This is a genomic window from Nonomuraea sp. NPDC050227, from assembly GCF_044459705.1.
GTDB lineage: Bacteria > Actinomycetota > Actinomycetes > Streptosporangiales > Streptosporangiaceae > Nonomuraea.
The window spans coordinates 390,758-409,737 of the sequence record NZ_JBITJF010000004.1; the positions used below are offsets into that span (position 1 = coordinate 390,758).

Sequence of the window (18,980 nt, forward strand, 5' to 3'; positions counted from 1 at the left end):
TCACCGTGGTGACCGCGGGCCCGGGCGGCGGCAAAACCTCAGCCGTACGCGGCTGGACGCGGGCCCGGCCTGATCATCCGGTGGCGTGGCTGACCTGGGCCGACGACGCCACCCTGATCGAAGAGATCTGCCAAGCCCTGGGCGCGCCGCCCGGCTGGATCCGCTCAGCCGGGCTCGCCACCGAACTGGCCGCCGCCGTCTGCCGGCCGACCGTCCTCGTCATCGACGAGGTGGAGCGGATCGAGCCGGGCACCCCCGGGGCGCGCCTGCTCGAAGAGCTCTGTCACCACGGCGGCGACGACCTTCACCTGGTGTTGATCTCACGCTCCGCCGTGCCCTTCCCGATCCAGCGCATGCGCGGCCTCGGCCATGTCTTCCAGGTGTCGGCCGAACAGCTGGCCTTCACTCCTGCCGAGACCCGCTCGCTCTCCTCGATCGTCCTGGGGTCGGACGACCTGGCGGAGGAGGTTCACGAGCTCACCAGGGGGTGGCCGGTCGCCGTACGGCTCACGTTGAGCTGGCTGAGCGGCCTGCCCTGGTCGGACCGTGCCAAACGGATCGCCGCCACGCCGGTGTTCGACTATCTGGTCGAGGAGGTGGTGAAGGACGAGCATGAGGAGTTCCTCCGCGCGACCGCTCGGCTGCCGTGGTTCACTCACGAGCTGTGCCAGGCGATGGGGGTCGCCGTCTCCCGCGAGGAGCTCCGCGCTCTGGCCGCTCAGCACATCCTGATCACGCCCTGTGACCAGGGCTATGTGGTGTCCACCCTGGTCAGGGAGTTCATGGGCGATGCCGGACGGGGGTCGGCGGCGGCCCATTGGTATGAGTCGCATGGGTTCGTCCGGGAGGCGCTGGCGGTTTGTGACGAGCCCGGCCATCGGGTGGCGATGATCGAAAGGTGGCATGCGTCGCTGCTTGCCGAGGGGCACGCGGCTGAGCTCGTCCGGGCTTGCGTCGCCGTACCGGAGGAGTGGCGGACGTGTGCCGTGAATCTGGCCGAGGGGCGGGCCCGCCAGGTTCAGGGGGACTGGGCCGGCGCGCTGGAGTGCCTTCGCCGTGTCGACGCCACCGACCCCGCGGTGGCCTGGCGGATGGGGATGATCTATTACCAGCGGGGGGACTACAAGGCGGCATTGTCGACGTTCGAGCTGGCCGGCGGCTTCGACGGCTCGGCGTTTCCGCTGCCCTCGTCGAGCTCCTCCGACCGGGCGATGTTGCTGGCCTGGTCCGCCAGCGCTCGCTGGCTGGTCGGCGAGAGCGCGGAGGCGACCCAGCTGGCCGAACAGGCCCTGGCCATGGCCACCCGCTGCCAGGACGAACGCGCTGCCGCCTGCGCTCACACCGCGCTGGCCATGGTCACCCACGACGCCGGCGACGGGGCCGGAAGCGAACGGCACAGCGCCCTCGCCCTCGCCGCCGCGGAGAGCGCGGGAGACCTGTTGCTGTCGGCCCGCGTCCTGGCCAACCGCGCCGCGAGCCGCACGGAGGAGGCCCGCTACGACGAGGCCATCGCCGACTCGGACCTCTCGGTACGGCGAGCGGACCTGGTCGGCGACCCCGTCCAGACCGCGATCGCCCTGCACAACCGCGCCGAGGCGCTCATGGGCCTGGGCAGGCTCGACGAAGCCCTGGCCGACTTCCAACGGGCCCGCGACATCTTCAGCAGGGTGGGCAGCGACAAGCTCGGCCACCCACTGGCGGGGCTCGGCCAGGTCTATCTGGAGCGCGGGGAGCTGATGCATGCCCGGATCAGCTTCGAGAACTCCCTGAAGCATGCCGAACAACTCCGAAACGCCCATCTGACCCAGACGGTCCTGGCCGGACTGGCCCGTGTCCACGCGGTCGACGATCCGGCGCTGGCCGTACAGCTGGCCGAACGCGCGGTCGCGGCAGGCGGCGGCTCCAGCCGGGTGGACGCGCTCCTGGCCGCCGGCTGGGTCTGGGCAGAGACCGGCGACCGGACCAAAGCCGGCGCCTACGCCCGATCCGCCCACGAGGCGGCCGTCAGCCGCCGCGACCGGGCCAAGATGGCCGAAGCCCTGGAGCTGTCGGCTTTCACCGTGGCCGAATCCCCGGGCGAGCGGGCAGACCTGCTGGCCTCCGCAGCGGAGATCTGGGCGCAGATCGGCAGCCCTGTGGACATCGCGCGTAACGCCTTCGCCCGCGCGCGGCTCAGCGGCTCCGGCCTCGACGAGGCGGAGCAGGAGCTCCGCCGCGCCGGCGTCCGCGGGCCGCACGGCTCCGGCGCCGGCCTGCTCCGCGTGATCACGCTCCTCGACCAGGACGCCGTGCGGTTGTGCATGCTGGGCGGAGTACGGCTCAGCCGCCGCGGCGGCGCTGTCGAATGGCAGTCCCGCAAGGCGCGCGACCTGCTGACCTGGCTGGCGTGCCAACGCGGCCGCACTGTCGCCCGGGAAGCGGCGATGGAGATCCTCTGGCCGGGTGAGGAGCCCGCGTCCTGCGCCAACCGGCTTTCGGTCGCTCTGTCCACCGTGCGCTCGGTCCTGGATCCGCAACGGAAGTTCGGCCCGGGGGAGTTCGTGCGCGCCGACAAGTACAGCATCCAGCTGGTCGGACTCCGTACCGATGTCGAGGAGTTCCTCTGCGCCGCCGCCGAGGCGCTCGCCGCCGAGGACGAGGATCTGCTCGTCGCGGCCGAAGCCCGCTACACCGGGGACGTCTGCGAGGACTCTCCTTACGCCGAGTGGCTGGAGCCTCTTCGTGAGGAGGCCCGCGCCGTGCACCAGGCCCTGCTTCGCGAGCTGGCCTCGCTCGCGGAGGCGGCCGACGACCCCGACGGAGCGGTTCGCTACCTGCTCCGGCTGCTCGAACGGGATGCCTACGACGAGGCGGCCCACCTGGACCTGGTTCGGACGTTGACCAAGGCCCGCCGCCATGGCGAGGCCCGCAGACGCTACCGGCTCTATGCCGAGGCGATGAGAGAACTCGACGTGGAACCGGCCCCCTTCAGCCTCACATGAACGCGGGAGCGCGGACGCGACTTCGGGTGCGCCGATGAGTTCTGTGCGGATGCGTGGTCGATACGGCTGGACACACCGGCAGCGGTGGGCCTGCGCTGGGAACGTTCAGCGCGGGAGGAAGCACATGGAGGCAGTGATGAGCGTCGACGACTCCAAGCAGGAGCACACCATCGGGACCGGCGAGCAGCGGGCGAGCGGTCCCCGGGTGCTGGTGGCGGGGGCCAGCATCGCGGGACCCGCGCTGGCCCACTGGCTGCGCCGGCGGGGGGCCGAGGTGACCGTGGTGGAGCGGGCTGCCGAGCTGCGTCCCGGCGGGCAGGCGGTGGACGCGCGCGGGGTCGCCAAGGAGGTCATCGTGCGCATGGGGCTGGACGCGGCGGTGCGCGCGGCGTGCACCGACACCGCCGGCGCCCACACCGTGGACGCGGACGGGCAGGTGCTGGAGACCTTCCGTGCCGACGACGACGGTGGCGACGGGTACATCGCGGACATCGAGATCCTGCGCGGTGACCTGTCCCAGCTGCTCTACGACGACACCCGCGACGGCGTCGAGTACGTCTTCGGCGACCGGATCGCGGAGCTCGCCCAGGACGCGGACGGGGTCGACGTGGTCTTCGCGGGCGGCGACCGGCGGCGCTTCGACCTGGTGGTCGGGGCCGACGGGTTGCACTCGGCGCTGCGGGCGATGGTCTTCGGCCCGCATGAGCGGTTCCTCCGCCACCTCGGGCACGTGCTGGCCTTCTACAGTGTGCCCAACAAGTTCGGGCTGGACCGCTGGCTGCTGGAGTACCAGGATCAGGAGTCCGGTCGCTCCGCCCTCCTGCGGCCCATCCAGGACGCCACCCGGGCGATGGCCATCTTCTCCTTCCCCTCGGCCGACTTCGACGTCGACCACCGTGACATCGCGGCCCAGAAGGTCCTGCTGCGTGAGCGGATGGCGGGCCTGGGCTGGTTGACCCCGGACATCCTCGCGCACCTGGACGACACCCCGGACTTCTACCTCGACCAGGTCGCCCAGGTGGTGATGGGCCGCTGGTCGAGTGGACGGGTGGGGCTGCTCGGGGACGCGGCGTTCAGCTCTTCGCCGATGTCGGGGCAGGGCACCGGGCTGGCGCTGGTCGGCGCCTACCTGCTGGCCGGAGAGCTGGCCGCCGCCGGATGGGACCCCGACGCCGGGTTCGCCCGCTACGAGGCGCGGATGCGGTCGTTCGTCGAGGCCAACCAGGAGATCGGCCGGTTGAACGCCCGCAGCCGCGTCGTCCCGGGGCCGGACGCCGAGCCGCGCCCCGATTTCACCGGCGAATGGTTCACCGAGCTGGTCGGGCGCGCGATCAACGGCGTCGAGCTGCCCGACTACGCGGGGATCCCGGACTCCGCAGCCCCGATCACCTCCTCGGCCAAGCCGTAGGTGCCACATGGCGTGTCGAGAGGGACCACCCCCACCCCTCGCCGGCCCGTACGGCTTGTGGACGACCCCCGCCGGGACCGCACACCATGCTCGAACCGCCGCCGATCGGTGAACGTCGTCTCCGGAAGGCGGCGCGCGGAACGGCCGGTCCGGCTCGCGCCGGGCGATCACCTGCCGGTCGGGACGGGTCCTCGTGCCAGAGCCTGACGGATCCGGCGGGTGAGGTCGTCGGCCAGGATCTCGGCCTGGCCGGTGGCGAGCCCGTCGAGTGCCTGGGTGGCGACGTCGGCGGGGTCCGCCTTCGGGACGCCGTCCAGCCCGGCGGTCATGTCGGTGTCCATGAAGCCGACATGGAGTGCCGAGACGCTGATCCCCCTGGGCTGGAGTTCCTCGCGGGCCGCGTCGGTCAGTGCCCACGCGGCCGCCTTCGCCGCCGCGTACGCCCCGGCTCGCGCCGGGTGCAACCACGAGATCACCGACAGGATGTTCAGGATCGCACCTCCGCCGTTGGCCTCGATGACCGGGGCGAACGCTCTGGTGACGGCGAGGGGGCCGTAGAAGTTCGTCTCCAGTTCCCGGCGCACCGCGTCGAGGTCGCCGCCGATGAGAGGCGTGCCGGTGGAGATCCCGGCGTTGTTGATCAGGACGTTCGCGTCGGTGGCGATCCGCGCGGCAGCCCGGATCGACGCGTGGTCGGTGACGTCGAGGAGCAGCGGGGTGACCCCTGGCAGGTCCAGGTCGTCGGGGCGGCGGACGGCCGCGTAGACCGATGCGCCGCGGTCCAGCAGTTGTGCGGCCAGGTGGCGCCCCAGACCCCGGTTCGCGCCGGTGACCACCGCGACCGCGCCGTTGAGAACCATGCCTGCCTCCTTGATGCGGATGAAATAGATGATGAATGTCATCTATCTGTCGCAGCATAGGATAGATGACAACTGACATCCGAATGGGGGCGCAGATGGGACGCGGATCACAGGCGCAGGCGCGGCAGAACCGCCGGCGGGTCGTCGACACGGCGTCCCGCCTCTTCCGCGAGCAGGGCACCGAGGTCAGCGTCGCCGACCTGATGAAGGCCGCGGGTCTGACCCACGGCGGCTTCTACAAGCAGTTCGCCTCGAAGGAAGCCCTCATCGGCGAGGCGACCGCGCGCGCCTTCGAGGAGCACGCCGACGTTCGCGCCGGCGCGCTCGAACGGCACGAGGGAGATCGCGAAGCCGCCCAGCGGGCGTTCATCGACGCCTACCTCTCCGCCACGCACCGCGACAACGCCGCCGACGGCTGTCCCGCCGCCGGACTCGCCGTCGACATCGCCCGCGGTCCCGGGGACGCGGAGGCTCGCCGCGTGTTCACCGAGCAGGTCGGCGACACCGCGGCCTGGCTCGCCACCGCCGACCAGGACGGCGTCGTACGGCTGTGCACCATGGTCGGCGCCCTCGTCCTGGCCCGCGCCACCGCGGGCGACCCGCTGTCGGAGGACATCCTCGCCGCCGCCCGCACGGCACTGACCGGCGACCAGACCACTCCCTAGGGGGACACCGCACGTGATTCGCCCGTTCCGCGGATCAATGAGTCTGGAAAGCTCTCCTTTCAGGTGGAGCGGGCAGAGCAGGCGTGGAACCACGTGACATCGAGATCTTCCTGACCCTGGCCGAGGAACCGCACTTCGGCCGCACCGCGGCCCGGCTGCACGTGTCACCCGCCCGCATCGGCCAGGCGATCCAGAAGCAGGAGCGGCAGGTCGGCGCGCTGTTGTTCGAGCGCCACAGCCGCACCGTACGGCCGTCGCCGGTCGGGCAGCAGCTCCGCGACGACCAGCGCCCCTGTCGGGACGCCTTCCGCGACCGGCACCCGCGGTGGAAGCCACGCCTGCAGAACAGCCGCTTCAGCGACGCCTTCGCCACCCTGCGGCGCGGGGACATCGACGTCCTGATCGCCTGGTTGCCCATCGACGAACCCGACCTGACCGTCGGACCGGTCCTGTTCGCCGAACCGCGCGTCCTCGCCGTCTCCGCCGGCCACGAGCTCACCCGCCGCACGTCGGTCTCCCTGGAGATCGCCGCGGACTTCCAGCACCCGCGCTCCGACACCCGGCCCGGCTAGGCCCTCGCCGGGATCGCCCGCGACCTCGGCCCCCTCCGGCCGCGGGACTGACCTGCCGAGCAGGGCGGTGACGACGCCGTCCGCCGGAACAGGGCGGGTCGGTGCATTGCTCGGCACGATGGACTGATATTTCCCCATCTCGGCGATATTCAGGTGTGATGCGGCACGCTGATCGCTACTGTGGGATCAGCTTCGCGAGACACGGAAAGGCGCGGGTCGAATGGGCATCGGTTATCTTTCTCCAACAAAGAACCCTCCGGTGCCCGCCACACACATCCGCGCCTTTCCGGGCCGCGCGAAGCTGGTCAGGTCTGGTGCCGGCACGGGTCGAATCTCATCGGTTATCGCCTTCTAAGCCGGTGGTTGCGGGTTCGAATCCCGCCACGGATCCCGGTCCGTGTAGCTCAATGGCAGAGCACCGTAACGGCCGGTGGGTCACCCATATCCGTGCCGGTTCCAGACCTGATCGCACGTCAGCCTTATCGGCGGTACGGGTCGAATTCGATCGGTTATCGATTCTCATTCGAGTTGTCCGGGTTCGAGCCCCGGCGGCCCGCACTCGCGGGCCGTGGTGTAACTGGCAGCACGCTGAAAGGCCGGTCGGAACCCCCACATCCGTGCCGCCGGCAAGGCTGGCGCGCACAGGCGGGGGAGCGGGTCGAAGTTCGTCGGTTATCGGGAACAGGTTGTCGCAGGTTCGAGTCCTGCCCACCCGGCAAGGCCGGATGGTAGCTCAGCTGGAAGAGCGTCTGTCATAAGGCCGGTGGACATCACCACATCCGCTCCCCTTCGTCATATCCGCCCTCGGGCGGGTCGAAAGCAAGGAGCTGACGATGGCACGTGACCCTCTCGCGAGCGTTTCGGCGTTCGCGACCCCGCAGACGCAGCCGATCCCCGGCCGTACCGACCAGGTGCGGAACGCTGCCGGCGGCTACGCGTTCGCCAAGGACGTGTGGCGCAAGCTGGAGGACTTCCTCATCCTCGGCACCACCGGCGGCACCTACTACGTGAGCGAGAACCAGCTGACCGCCGACAACGCGGGCGTGCTGTTCCAGGCCATCGCCGAGGACGGCCCGCGCGTCGTCAGGCTGCTCACCGACATCTCGACGGCCCGGCCGCCGCGGGCGCCGAAGCAGCGTCCGGCCCTGTTCGCGCTCGCCGCCTGCTACGCCAAGGGCGACGCCGACACCCGCCGAGCGGCCAAGCAGGCCCTGGCGAAGGTCGCCCGCACCACCGACCACCTGGCCCAGTTCTTCGGCTACTACAAGAACCTCGGCGGCAAGGCGACCGGTCGAGGCACCGCGCCCACGATGGGCCGGAGCCTGCGCACGGCGCTCGGCTCCTGGTTCCTCACCGGCGAGGCCGACGCGGTCGCGTTCAAGGCGTGCAAGGCGGCCCAGCGCAGGACGCCGCAGGGCGAGGCGTTCGCGCTGCGGGACGTGCTGCGGATCGCCCACCCGGTGGCCGACTCCGACCAGCGCAGGACGCTGTTCGGCTGGATCGCCGGCAACGTCTCCGACGACGAGGCGCGCGACGAGCTGCCCGCCGTCGACCGGTTCCTGACCGCGAAGGCCGTCACCACCGCCGAGGACGCGGTCCGGGTGGTCACCGAGGCGAAGGTGCCGTGGGAGTTCCTGCCGGACTCGGTGCTGAAGGAGCCGTCGGTGTGGGAGGCGCTGATCGAGACGGTCGGCCTGACCGCGCTCATCCGCAACCTGGCCCGCATGACCCGGCTCGGCACCCTCAAGCCGATGGCGGACGCCACGTCGCGGGCGGTGCTGCGGCTCACCGACCAGCAGGCGATCCTGCGCGCCCGCATCCACCCGATGGACGCCTGGCTCGCGATGCGCGTCTACGCCTCCGGGCAGGCGCAGCCCGACCCGCGCGCCGACGTGCACACCTGGCAGCCCGTCCCGGCCATCCTCGACGCGCTGGAGGAGACGTACGAGCTGTCGTTCGGCGCGGTCGAGCCGTCCGGGAAGCGGCTGCTGGTCGCCGTCGACTCGTCCGGGTCGATGAGCTGGGGCGGCGGTGTCCGGGTGGGCGGTTCCCCGATCGGCTCCCCGTACGAGGTGGGCAACGCGATGGCGGTCATGTTGTCGCGGATCGAGAAGGGCGACCTGCACGTCATCGACGTCGACACGTCCGTGCACGCCTCCAAGGTGACCCCGCGCACGAACCTGCGCGAGATCGCCTCGTGGCAGCCGTCGGGCGGCGGCACGGACCTGTCACTGCCGTTCACGTGGGCGCGTGACCGGCGTATGGAGGTGGACGGCATCATCGTCTTCACCGACAACGAGACCTGGGCGGGACGCTCCCACCCGACGCAGGCCCTCGACGCCTACCGCCGCACCGTCAACGCCGACGCTCGCGTGGTCGTCGCCGCGATGACGGCCGCGGGACATTCGATCGGCGACGCGAAGGACGAAGGCGTCCTGAACGTGGCCGGCCTCGACGCGTCGCTCCCGCTCATCGTCAACGGCTTCATCCGGGCCTGAAAAACGCGGTGACTTGCTCGAAAGGCGTGACGCGTTGCTCCCGTTCCCGGAGACGTGTGCCCCGGCCAGGAAGAGAATCCCGGCCGGGGCTTTCTCCCCTCGCTTGCGCCTGGGACAGCGGGGCTCAACACTCGCGTGAGTCGCAGCGCTCACGCCTCTCCCCGCGGGCGGATTCCTGAAAAGATCTCCGATGGACAGACACCTGTGTTCTTCTCGATGGGGTGTGCGCCGATGGATCGCAAGCGGGCGAAGCTGACAAACGCTTCTCCGTTCACCGGGCGACGGCGTACCGCTTGCTGGAACGCTTCCAGGACCTGCACACGGAGGTGCGATGAACTTCCCGCTCTGGCCGGAGCCCTTGCGGCCGGGTGATCCGCGCCAGGCGGGGGCCTATCGGCTGGAGGGGCGGCTGGGTGGCGGCGGGATGGGACAGGTGTTCCTGGGGCGCTCTCCCGGCGGCCGCCCGGTCGCGGTGAAGCTGGTGCGGCCCGACCTGGCCGACGATCCCGGGTTCCGGCGCCGGTTCGCCCTGGAGGCCGAGGCCGCCCGCCGGGTCGGCGGGTTCTACACCGCCCAACTCGTCGACGCCGACCCGCAGGCCGACCCGCCTTGGCTGGTCACCGCCTACATCCCCGGCCCGTCCCTGCACCAGGCCGTCGAAGCGCACGGCCCGATGCCCACGGAGGCGATCACCGTGTTGGGCGCGGGACTGGCCGAGGGGCTCGGTGCGATCCACGCCTGCGGCCTGGTGCACCGCGACCTCAAGCCGTCCAACGTCATCCTTGCCGCCGACGGCCCCCGCGTCATCGACTTCGGCATCGCCCGTGCACTGGACGCCACCTCCCACACCCTCTCCCGCGCGGTGGTCGGCACGCCGTCGTTCATGTCCCCGGAACAGGCGCGAGGCCGGGAGATCGGCCCGTCCAGCGATGTGTTCTCCCTCGGGCTCGTCCTGGCGTTCGCCGCCACCGGTCGCAGCCCGTTCGGCGCGGGACGGGCCGAGGCGGTCGTCTACCGCATAGCCCACGACGAACCCGACCTGACCGGCCTGCCCGCCCCCCTGACGGAGCTGGTGAAGCGATGCCTGGCCAAGGATCCCGGTGACCGTCCCGGCGTGGCCGAGATTCTCAAGGAACTCGCCGACCCCACCCGGACGACCACCCGATGGCTGCCGCCGCCGTTCGCGACGATGATCGCCGAACGTCAGCTGCATACCCCGCCGGACCTGGCGCCTTTCCCGCCTTCCGATCCCGGCGCCCACCACGGCAGCACCCGACACGATCCCGACCACGGTCGAGCCCTGGACGCTCCCGGTGACACGGAGCGGTACCCGCGCCAGCCGGATCGCCAGGCACCCAAGGGCCCCGACATGCCCACCGGCAGGCGCCGCCCGACCCGGCGCCGGTTCCTGCTCGGCGGTCTGGCCGCGCTGGGCGCCGCGGCGGTCCCGATCGGCTGGAACCTCTGGTCCCGCCGCAACCGGCTGACCGACGAGGATCTGTACGCGGTGGCGTTCAGCCCGGACGGGCGCACCATCGCGGGAGGCAACATCTCCGGCGACGGCTGGCTGTGGGCCGCCGACTCGCACGAGATGATCGCCGACTTCTCCGACGAGAACTCCGTCAACGGCGCCATGGCCTTCACCCCCGACGGCTCCGCACTGGTGACAGCGGGGATGAAGGTGCCGTTGAGCTTCCGCGGCCCCTCCACCGGGAAGGTGACGTACTCGCTCCCCTCGCCGGTCGGGGGCGCTCGCACGATGGCGTTCAGCACGGACGGCGCCCAGCTCGTCGTCGCGGGCAACATCCCGGTCGGCAACCTCGAAGCCGCCGAGATCTGTGTCGTCTGGGACGTCGCAGCCAAGGCGCCGAAGCGCAAGCTGCCGTTCGCCACGAAGGCCGGTTCCGCGGTGAACTCGGCGGCGTTCATCGACGACGGCCACTCGATCCTGCTGGCAGGGGAGGACCTCACCGCAGCCGACGGGACGGACGGATTCTGGCGCTGGAACCTCGACAGCGGCGACCTGGAGGCGATCGGCCCCGACGGAGAAGGCACGGCGGTCGCCGTGAGCCCCAACGGGAAGCAGTACGCGCTGGGCGGCGCACACGGCTGCTCCCTGACATCCGATGACGGAACCGGGCTGCGCACCATCAGCAACGCGGACGTCGATGCCCTCGCCTTCAGCCCGGACGGCGCCACCCTGGCAGTGGCCGACAAGGAGGGCATCCGGTTGTGGGACACGGCGACCGGCCGGGCGAAGGCGACCGTGACCGACCGCAGGGCTGCTGCGCTGGCCTTCCATCCCGATGGAACCTTCCTGGTCTCAGGAGGTTGGTTCGTGGATGCCGAGGGCTGCCGGCTGTGGCCGGTCGAAGACCCGTGACCCGGTTACGCGTCCGGTGCCGCACCGACGATGAGCTCGGCTGCGTCAGCCTGCCAGCCGGGCGAGGGCCAGGGCGTGCGCCCGGTCGAGGGAGTCCGCGGCGGCGCAAGGGATGTCCGGCTGCACGCCGGTGCCCTCCCAGTTCGCGCCCGAGACGGGGTTGACGGCGCGGCCGGTGGGGACGGTGGCCTCCAGGTGGGGATGCACGGTCCAGCCCTTGCACGGGTGCGCGCCGCCGCGGGTGGGCTCGCCGACGACAACGGCGCGGCCGAGCTGCTGCAGGTCGTAGGCCAGCTCCTCGGCGGCGGAGAAGGTGCTGCCACTGGACAACACGTACAAAGGCTTGCTGCCGCCGAAACGCGCGCCGGGAACGTGCGGCAGGCTCCAGGACTGCTCGCCGCGCTCGCCGCCGCGCCAGTGCATGGTGTTGAGGTGGGTGCGCTCGTCCAGGAGGTAACTGCAGACGAAGGCGACGGTGTCCGGGTCGCCGCCCCGGTTGTCGCGAAGGTCCACGATCAGCGCCTGGGCGCGGGAGGCCAAGGTGAGCGCGGCGCTCAGCGGTTCGGCGGCCCAGTCCAGCGGGAACAGCATCGGCGCCAGCTCCACCACGGCGACTCCTCCGTCGAGCAGCTCCACCCGGGGCGCACCGCCCAGCGAGGTGTCGTAGTCGCGGCGGATGGATTCCAGGGTCGCCGCGCCCTGCTCGGGGGACACCGGGTCGGCGTGGTGCTTCAGCCTCAGGTGTTTGTCGCCGTTGACGGACTGCAGGTCCGCGGTGACCAGACGGGCGAGCTCCTCGGCGCCGCCGACGTCGTAGGCGCCCTCGGCGAGGCGTCGTCGTAGCAGGTCGGCAAGCTGTTCCGCTATCTCCGGGAAGATGTAGTGCTCGGTCAGCAGGCGGGTCGTCTCGTCGATGACGGGGGCAGGCCGAAGGTTCGTCAGGGGCGTCATGGCAGGAAGTAGAGCACCGCCCCTCCGAAGACGTCAAAGACGCTTGAAACGCCCTCGGCAGGCGGCGAAACGGCCTGCACGGCTGGGCTCGTCGGCGGGTCAGCGCATGAGCGCGTCCGGGAAGCCGAACGTCGTGACCAGCGCGGGATCGTGGAACTTGATCACGCGGGCGATGCCGGTGGCGGTGGGGGTCAGCACCACGACGCCGTCGGCCCGGAGCACGCCGTCCGCGTCCCGGTGGTACACGACGGCGGACGGGTGGCCGTTGGCGGTTGTCGCGATCATCCGCCAGTCGCCCGGTGTGCCCAGCACGTACGCGTCGAGCACGTGGAGGCACGTCGCCCGGCCCGACTGCCAGTCGCGGAACGGCGTCGCCTCCAGCGTGGCGTCCACGCGCAGCACCTGTTCCAGCAGGCCGACATCGGAGCGCTCGAAGGCCGCGATGTAGCCGTCGAGCAGCGCGCGTGCCCGTGGGTCGGCCGGTTCGAGCAGTTCCGCGGGCTCGGGCTCCAGTTCGTCGAGCCGGGCGCGGGCGCGCTGCAGACCGCTCTTGACCGCCGCAGTGGTGGTGCCGAGGATCTCGGCCGGCGCGACGGGGCTCGGCGGTCGATCGAGTCCGTCGTACGGACCTGTGAGCCCCGACGGCAGCACCCGGATCGGGCGCGGCTTCAACGCCGTCAGGCAGACGTTGGTGGCGATCGTGTAGAGCCAGGACCGAATCGACGCCCGGCCCTCGAACCCGGAGTAGGACCGCCACGCCCGCAGGTACGTCTCCTGCACCAGGTCCTCGGCGTCCTGCGCCGAGCCGACCATGCGGTAGCAGTGCGCCAGCAGTTCCCGGCGGAACCGCTCGGTCTCGGCGGTGAACCGGTCCTGACCGGGTGCTGCCTCCGGATGCGAGGTCATGCCGAGAGCCTGGTGCTGGATTCCTGTCATCGGCGCCTCCGGCTCGGGACAAGGGGGCTCTCTCAGGGCAGCAGGGCCAGTTTGCCGACGGTGACCCTGGCCTGCAGTTCCGTCAGCGCCTTCGGGCCGTCGGCCAGTTCGTACACGGTGGGCAGGCCGGGGGAGAGCACGCCGGCCGCGATCAGTGCGGACAGCTCACCCATGAGCTCGCCGAAGACCTGCGGTGCCGCCTGGCTCAGCACGCCGATATTGAGGCCGATGATGTGGATCTGGTGCTTGTACACCAGGTCCCAGTTGGTGATCGGCACTTCGCCGCCGGCCAGGCCGTAGACGACGACACGGCCGGTGACCCGCCTGGCGGCGGCAAGGCCGGCGTCGAAGGCGGCGCCGCCGGCCGACTCCAGCACGAGGTCGGCGGCGCAACCGCCGGTCAGTCGCAGCACCTCGGCGGCGAGGTCGCCGCCGAGAGAGTCCAGAACGTGGTCGGCTCCCGGCGCCAGCACGGTCTCGTGCTTGTCCGGCGAGGCGGTGGCGATGACCGTCGCACCGTAGTGCTTGGCCATTCTCACCGCGGCCTGGCCGGTCCCGCCCGCCGCGGCGTGGATCAGCACGACGTGCCCGGCGGCGACGCCGCCCAGCGGCTTGAGCGCGGCCAGCGCGGTGGACCAGTTCACGACCAGACCCAGCGCCTGCTGATCCGTCCAGCCCGAAGGCACAGGCACCGCCGCGGCCGCGGACAGGACCATGTACTCGGCGAAAGCGCCGGCTCCCACGCCGACGACGCGGGCCCCCGGCAGGGGGCCGGTCACGGCCTCGCCCATCGCGACGACCTCACCGGCGGCCTCGAAACCTGCCAGGTACGGCGGCCGGGGGCCGCCTGCGAACACGCCGCAGGCCTTCGAGACGTCGGCGAAGTTGACCCCGGTGGCGGTGACGCGGATCAGGACCTCGCCCCGGCCGGGGCTCGGCACCGGGGCGTCGACGATCAGGCGACATGTCCTGTGGGCCGTTGAGGGACGTCTGCTGCAGCGCGCGCATGGTCGCGGGAACGCTCATTGGCGATCAGCTCTTCTTTCTCGGCGTACATGAGAGATCGGCCCGGCGCGCGAGCCGATCTGTCATGTAGACCCCGGCCGCCACAGAAAGGAATCGGCCCCTCCGAGCGGCATGGCATCAGCTTGCCGACTCAACGAATCCTCAATGCACCTTCAACGCGGCGGGGTTCAGACTCCCCATGACGTTCGACCCGACTTCGAATGAGGAGTGACCATGCGCATCGCCCGTGCGATCAAGGTTCCGCTGTCCGGTCTGGCCTGTGCGGCGACGCTCACGCTGGGCGTCACCTCGTTCCCGGCGCCCGCGAGCGCGGCCGTCACCCAGGCGCAGGCCGTTCCGGCGTCCGTGGCGGCAGGGAGAACCACGGCGCCGGCCTGCATCGAGCGGAGTGTGAGCAAGAAGAGGAGAACGGTCTGGATCTCGAATCGCTGCGGCAGGACGATGAAGGTGAAGGTCGTCGTCAAACACGGCCCCGACTCCTACTGCCGCACCCTGAGCGACTCCGAGACCATCTACTACCCCTGGCATTTCGGCTCCTATGACCGCACCGTGAACTGCTAGCCCCAGCCTTCCCGCGAACTCGCCGATGCCGGACGCCGACGTGTGGATCGACGGCCCCCAAGCTCATACGGCTGCCGCGACGGCCGCGGCGACGAAGAGCACTTGAAGGGCCGTACGGACCGGCAGCGGGGTCACGCCGGATGGAGCCTGCGCGAGCTGGCCCGCCGGGCCGGCGTCTCGCACGCCGCCCCCCGCCTACCACTTCGGCGACAAGCAAGGTCTGCTGACGGCCGTGGCCGCCGAGGGCTTCACCCTGTTCGCCGACGCTCTTGAGCACGCTGCCTCCGACGTGTGGGAGGTCGGCGTCGCCTACCTCCGCTTCGGCCTCGACCACCGGCCCCACTTCGAGGTGATGTTCCGGCCGGAGCTCTACCGGGTGGACGACCACGGTCGCCGCGTGGTCGCTGGCGCACGGCTTCACCACCCTGTGGCTGAGCGGCGCCTTGCCAGAAAGCGCGGACGGAGACCCGGAGGCCCTGGCCCGCTCGATGCTCCGCCTCGTCCTCGGCGCCGTGGCGGGCGGGGCGGGCAGCCCGTGACCTGACGGTCGGCGGCCTCGCCCGTCCTGCCCCCTGAGACGATCTGACGGTCGGCGGCCTCGCCCGTCCCGCACCCTGAGACCTGATCCCGTCGTGTCAGTGACCGTTCGGGGCCGGACCGTCCATCAGGTGGGTTGCTCGTTCCGTGCGCAGGTGGAGGGCCGTGCGGCCCTTGCGTTGTGTCGACACCAGCCCCGCCCCCCGCAGCGCGCCCAGGTGTTGTGACACCGCGCTCGGCGTGATGTTCAGGCGGGTGGCCAGGGCGGCGGTCGTCAGGGGTTCGGCCAAGGCGGCGAGGATCAGCGTTCTCGTGTGGCCGAGCACCGGGATCAGGCCCGTCAGCGCCGGTCGGGGCGACTCCCGGAGCAGGCCGACGCCCATCGCCGGATAGCGGATCGACGCGGCGGCGACCGGGGCCTTGTCGACGCCCACGTCCGGCCAGTTGAAGACGCTGGGCTGCAGAACGAGGCCATGCCCGCCGGTGTCCACCGTGAACACGGAGTGCGGGGTGCGCCGGCCGTGCACGACCAGCTGGCCGTCGTCCCAGGCGATGTCGCGGTGCAACTCGGCGAACAGCGCCTGCACCCCGCCCTCCACCAGGGTCAGCGCACGCCGTCCGATGTCGGCCTCCAGCACCGCGCACATCCGGCCCCACTGGGGCGCGATCAGCAGCTCGTGGCAGCGGTGCAGCGCCTCGGCCAGCCTTGGCAGGACCGTCGCGGGCTCGGGGACGTCCTCGGCCGGCATGCCCAGGACCGCGGCGTACTCCTGCCGGAAGAAGTCGTCCTGCGTGGCGCGTACCAGGTCCAGCTCCGTCGCGATGGACGGCAGGCGCTGAGCCGGCGCCGGGAACAGGAACGACGGCAGCGGCCCGGCGATCAGCGCGCGCAGCAGCGGCAGCTCGCGCTCGCGCGCCAGCAGCGGGCGCGCCTGGCGCACCCAGGACCGGTGGACGGCATGACCGCCCGTGCCGAACAGGATCCGCAGCGCCAGCACCGTCTCGCCCAGCGGTGAGACGGCGAATCGCACCTTCGCGACCGACGCCGCGGTGAACCTGATCTCGACCGCCATCCGCCCCTCACCATGTAGCTGTGGCTTAACGATAGCCGCGGCGCGCCGTTTCCCCGCAGGCTGGCGGGCATGGACTTCTTCACCTCCTACGACGGCCTCAAGCTCGCCTGCCACGTGTCCGGCGACGGCTCCCCCGTGGTCTGCCTGCCCGGCGGGCCGATGCAGGCCTCCGCCTATCTCGGCGACCTCGGGGGCCTCTCGGCGCACCGGCGGCTGATCATGGCGGATCTGCGGGGCACCGGGCGGTCCGCCGTGCCGCCGGACACCGCCTCGTACCGTTGCGACCGCCTTGTCGACGACGTCGAGGCCCTGCGCGAGCACCTTGGGCTCGACCGGATGGACCTGCTCTCCCATTCCGGGGGCACGAATCTGGCCGTGCTCTACGCGGCTCGCCATCCGGAACGCGTCGGCAGGCTCGTTCTGGTCGCTCCGAGCGTCGCCGCCGTCGGCGTCAGGATCACCGAGGAGGTCCGGCGGGAGACCGCCCGGCTGCGCGAGGGGGAGCCGTGGTTCCCGGAGGCGTTCGCGGCCCTGGAGAAGGTCATGTCAGGCCAGGCCACCGGCGACGCCTTCCAGGCCGTCGCGCCGTTCTGGTACGGCCGCTGGGACGAGACGGCCCAGGCCCACAAGGCCGCCGAGGACGAGCAGCGGAACAACGAGGCGGCAGCCGTCTTCGGGGCCGAGGGCGCCTTCGCCCCCGACGCCACCCGCGCCGCGCTGACCCGTTTCACCTCGCCGGTGCTGCTCCTCGCGGGCGAGGTGGACCTGAACTCCCCGCCCGCCGCGGTGGCCGAGCTCGCCGCGCTGTTCCCGCGCGCCGAGCTCGTCGTACAGGCCGGGGCAGGGCACTTTCCGTGGCTCGACGACGCCGGCCGGTTCGTGGCCACCACCTCGGCGTTCCTGCGTCAGGCCCCCAGGTGAGCGCACACCCGGCCGGAGATCGTCCTCATTGCCGCGGCACCGTCTCTCCGCCCTGCGAGAGGTCGAAGGGCGCGGGGGAGTGGCCTGCCCAGATCCGGCGGGAGACCTCTTCGGGGTAGGGGAGAGTGGCCGGCTCGGCGTCCAGGACGCGGGTGAGCCGCCGGTCGGGCCGGTACGCGGCCCATCCCGCGTCGCCGGTGGTGACGAAGCGCACCCATGCCTCCCTGAGCTCGCGGGAGAGCGCGACGGCCTCGGGGGCGGGCTCGTCGCCGAGGAGCTGCGCGCCGATGGGACTGTCCAGCGTGCCGAACGCCAGGGGGACGTCGAGGCTGTGGCAGGCGCCAAGAGCGCCGCCGAGCGCCGGGGCGGTCCAGCACAGTTCGAACAGGTACGAGGTGCCGCCGGCCGCGGCGTTGGCCTCGGCCAGCTGCTGTGACGGCATGCGGAAGAGGGCGTCGGAGTACACCGTCTCCACCAGCTCCTCCGGACCGGCCTGCGGAAACCCGGCGCGGTACGCCCGCGCGCCATGCGGCCGGGGTGCGAGCAGTTCCAGGGCCGTGCGCGCGTCCTGTTCGGTGAAGCCGCCCTGCCGCCCGCTCATGACGCTGAACAGCCGGAACTCGTCCCGGGTGTGGCCGGCGAGCAGCTCGATCCCGCCCGCGCGCCCGCCGGTCAGCGCCGACCAGGGCGTCTCGGGCAGAACCTCGCCGTCGACGACGGGGCACAGGGCGGTGCCGGTCTGCGTGAGCCGCCCCCAGCTCTCCCGGTGCGCATGGAGGGCGGCGTTGAAGGAGGTGAGCTCCGCGGCCAGGCGCCAGGGGTCGATGTCGCGCAGGGCCGCGGCGGTGGGGGCCGCCGCGCCGAGCCGGTCCGCGAGCGCGGCGGTGACCTGCCGGGCCAGCGCGGGGGTGCTGTGCAGCCCCGGCGCCGAGTGGGCGATGGCCCGCCGGAACAGGCCGCGCGCCGGCTTCATCGTCAGCAGGGCGGCGACCGACCCGGCCCCGGCGGACTGTCCGGCCACGGTGACCCGGCCGGGGTCGCCGCCGAACGCGGCGATGTTCCGCTGCACCCACTCCAGCGCCGCGATCTGGTCGAGGAAGCCGCGGTTGGGCGGCGCGTCGTCGAGGAACGCGAAACCCTCCGCGCCCACGCGGCAGTTGACGGTCACCACGACGAGCCCCGCCCCGGCCAGCGCCGCCGGGTCGTACATCGGGTCGCTCGACGCCGCCGAGACGTAGCCGCCCACGGGGAGCCACACCAGCACCGGCAGCCCGGCCGCGCCCGGATCCGGGGTGCCGACGTCGAGCGTCAGCCAGTCCGTGCCCTGCGGCGGACCCACGTCGACCGGCAGGGACAGCGGCACCGGGGGGCCGAACTCCGCCGCCTGCCTCGTGCCGTCCCAGCGGTGCGGCGGGGCGGGCGCGGCGAAACGGAGCGCTCCCACCGGCGGCTGGGCATACGGGATGCCGCGGAACACCGCGTGCCCCTGCCGCCGGCGCCCCTGCACCACCCCTTCCGCGGTCCGCACCCTCGGCTCTTCGGACATGACGGCTCCTTCCTCGAACGGACCCCCATGGTTATAGGTCAAGTGTATTATGTCAACTGTAT

General features: G+C 71.7%; 14 protein-coding genes. 8 read left to right on the top strand and 6 right to left on the bottom strand.

Annotated features, from left to right (window positions below; all coding sequences use genetic code 11):
* The first annotated feature begins 80 nt into the window (after positions 1–80).
* Together ACIBK9_RS18915 and ACIBK9_RS18920 are read left to right on the top strand one after the other, a co-directional pair.
* Positions 81–2,981 (top strand): tetratricopeptide repeat protein, encoded by a 2,901-nt coding sequence (locus tag ACIBK9_RS18915; RefSeq protein ID WP_397159654.1) that lies wholly within the window; start codon positions 81–83, stop codon positions 2,979–2,981.
* A gap of 136 nt (positions 2,982–3,117) precedes the next feature.
* Positions 3,118–4,389, top strand: a complete 1,272-nt coding sequence (locus tag ACIBK9_RS18920) for an FAD-dependent monooxygenase (protein ID WP_397159656.1) — start codon at positions 3,118–3,120, stop codon at positions 4,387–4,389.
* Positions 4,390–4,556: 167 nt separating this feature from the next.
* Here ACIBK9_RS18920 and ACIBK9_RS18925 read toward each other — a convergent pair whose 3' ends face one another.
* Positions 4,557–5,249 carry an SDR family oxidoreductase gene (locus ACIBK9_RS18925; protein WP_397159658.1) on the bottom strand — a complete coding sequence of 231 codons (693 nt, stop codon included), beginning with the start codon at positions 5,247–5,249 and terminating at the stop codon, positions 4,557–4,559.
* Between the two features lie 65 nt (positions 5,250–5,314).
* On the opposite strand from ACIBK9_RS18925, the gene ACIBK9_RS18930 reads away from it, so the two are divergent.
* The 4 genes from ACIBK9_RS18930 to ACIBK9_RS18945 all read left to right on the top strand — a co-directional run bounded on the left by ACIBK9_RS18930 (position 5,315) and on the right by ACIBK9_RS18945 (position 11,367).
* Positions 5,315–5,914, top strand: a complete 600-nt coding sequence (locus ACIBK9_RS18930) for a TetR/AcrR family transcriptional regulator (protein ID WP_397159660.1) — start codon at positions 5,315–5,317, stop codon at positions 5,912–5,914.
* 83 nt (positions 5,915–5,997) lie between these two features.
* Entirely contained in the window at positions 5,998–6,486 is a 489-nt protein-coding gene (locus ACIBK9_RS18935; RefSeq protein ID WP_397159662.1) for a LysR family transcriptional regulator, read from the top strand.
* A gap of 833 nt (positions 6,487–7,319) precedes the next feature.
* Positions 7,320–8,984 (top strand): TROVE domain-containing protein, encoded by a 1,665-nt coding sequence (locus tag ACIBK9_RS18940; RefSeq protein WP_397159664.1) that lies wholly within the window; start codon positions 7,320–7,322, stop codon positions 8,982–8,984.
* A 331-nt stretch (positions 8,985–9,315) separates the two neighbouring features.
* Complete coding sequence (locus tag ACIBK9_RS18945) at positions 9,316–11,367, top strand: WD40 repeat domain-containing serine/threonine protein kinase (protein ID WP_397159666.1); 2,052 nt, start codon at positions 9,316–9,318, stop codon at positions 11,365–11,367.
* A 45-nt stretch (positions 11,368–11,412) separates the two neighbouring features.
* On the opposite strand, the gene ACIBK9_RS18950 is transcribed toward ACIBK9_RS18945, so the two are convergent.
* From ACIBK9_RS18950 to ACIBK9_RS18960, 3 genes are all read right to left on the bottom strand, one after another.
* Entirely contained in the window at positions 11,413–12,318 is a 906-nt protein-coding gene (locus tag ACIBK9_RS18950) for a S41 family peptidase (RefSeq protein WP_397159668.1), read from the bottom strand.
* Between the two features lie 99 nt (positions 12,319–12,417).
* Complete coding sequence (locus ACIBK9_RS18955) at positions 12,418–13,254, bottom strand: sigma factor (RefSeq protein ID WP_397159670.1); 837 nt, start codon at positions 13,252–13,254, stop codon at positions 12,418–12,420.
* 32 nt (positions 13,255–13,286) lie between these two features.
* Positions 13,287–14,195 (bottom strand): zinc-binding dehydrogenase, encoded by a 909-nt coding sequence (locus ACIBK9_RS18960; protein WP_397159672.1) that lies wholly within the window; start codon positions 14,193–14,195, stop codon positions 13,287–13,289.
* Between the two features lie 298 nt (positions 14,196–14,493).
* Here ACIBK9_RS18960 and ACIBK9_RS18965 point away from each other — a divergent pair, with 298 nt between their 5' ends.
* Positions 14,494–14,841 (top strand): hypothetical protein, encoded by a 348-nt coding sequence (locus ACIBK9_RS18965; protein ID WP_397159674.1) that lies wholly within the window; start codon positions 14,494–14,496, stop codon positions 14,839–14,841.
* 635 nt (positions 14,842–15,476) lie between these two features.
* Here the strand turns inward: ACIBK9_RS18965 and ACIBK9_RS18970 are convergent.
* Entirely contained in the window at positions 15,477–16,451 is a 975-nt protein-coding gene (locus ACIBK9_RS18970; protein WP_397159676.1) for a DUF5937 family protein, read from the bottom strand.
* Positions 16,452–16,520: 69 nt separating this feature from the next.
* Between ACIBK9_RS18970 and ACIBK9_RS18975 the strand changes: the two genes are divergently transcribed.
* Entirely contained in the window at positions 16,521–17,372 is an 852-nt protein-coding gene (locus ACIBK9_RS18975; RefSeq protein WP_397159678.1) for an alpha/beta fold hydrolase, read from the top strand.
* 25 nt (positions 17,373–17,397) lie between these two features.
* Here the strand turns inward: ACIBK9_RS18975 and ACIBK9_RS18980 are convergent, their stop codons facing one another.
* Positions 17,398–18,918, bottom strand: a complete 1,521-nt coding sequence (locus tag ACIBK9_RS18980; protein ID WP_397159680.1) for a carboxylesterase/lipase family protein — start codon at positions 18,916–18,918, stop codon at positions 17,398–17,400.
* Positions 18,919–18,980 lie beyond the last annotated feature (62 nt).

What these genes read in the sequence shown, in the direction of transcription:
- ACIBK9_RS18920 (WP_397159656.1), top strand. Translation starts at nt 3,118, where the DNA reads ATGAGCGTCGACGACTCCAAGCAGGAGCACACCATCGGGACCGGCGAG.
- ACIBK9_RS18925 (WP_397159658.1), bottom strand. Translation starts at nt 5,249, where the DNA reads ATGGTTCTCAACGGCGCGGTCGCGGTGGTCACCGGCGCGAACCGGGGT.
- ACIBK9_RS18930 (WP_397159660.1), top strand. Translation starts at nt 5,315, where the DNA reads ATGACAACTGACATCCGAATGGGGGCGCAGATGGGACGCGGATCACAG.
- ACIBK9_RS18940 (WP_397159664.1), top strand. Translation starts at nt 7,320, where the DNA reads ATGGCACGTGACCCTCTCGCGAGCGTTTCGGCGTTCGCGACCCCGCAG.
- ACIBK9_RS18945 (WP_397159666.1), top strand. Translation starts at nt 9,316, where the DNA reads ATGAACTTCCCGCTCTGGCCGGAGCCCTTGCGGCCGGGTGATCCGCGC.
- ACIBK9_RS18950 (WP_397159668.1), bottom strand. Translation starts at nt 12,318, where the DNA reads ATGACGCCCCTGACGAACCTTCGGCCTGCCCCCGTCATCGACGAGACG.
- ACIBK9_RS18955 (WP_397159670.1), bottom strand. Translation starts at nt 13,254, where the DNA reads ATGACAGGAATCCAGCACCAGGCTCTCGGCATGACCTCGCATCCGGAG.
- ACIBK9_RS18965 (WP_397159674.1), top strand. Translation starts at nt 14,494, where the DNA reads ATGCGCATCGCCCGTGCGATCAAGGTTCCGCTGTCCGGTCTGGCCTGT.
- ACIBK9_RS18970 (WP_397159676.1), bottom strand. Translation starts at nt 16,451, where the DNA reads ATGGCGGTCGAGATCAGGTTCACCGCGGCGTCGGTCGCGAAGGTGCGA.
- ACIBK9_RS18975 (WP_397159678.1), top strand. Translation starts at nt 16,521, where the DNA reads ATGGACTTCTTCACCTCCTACGACGGCCTCAAGCTCGCCTGCCACGTG.
- ACIBK9_RS18980 (WP_397159680.1), bottom strand. Translation starts at nt 18,918, where the DNA reads ATGTCCGAAGAGCCGAGGGTGCGGACCGCGGAAGGGGTGGTGCAGGGG.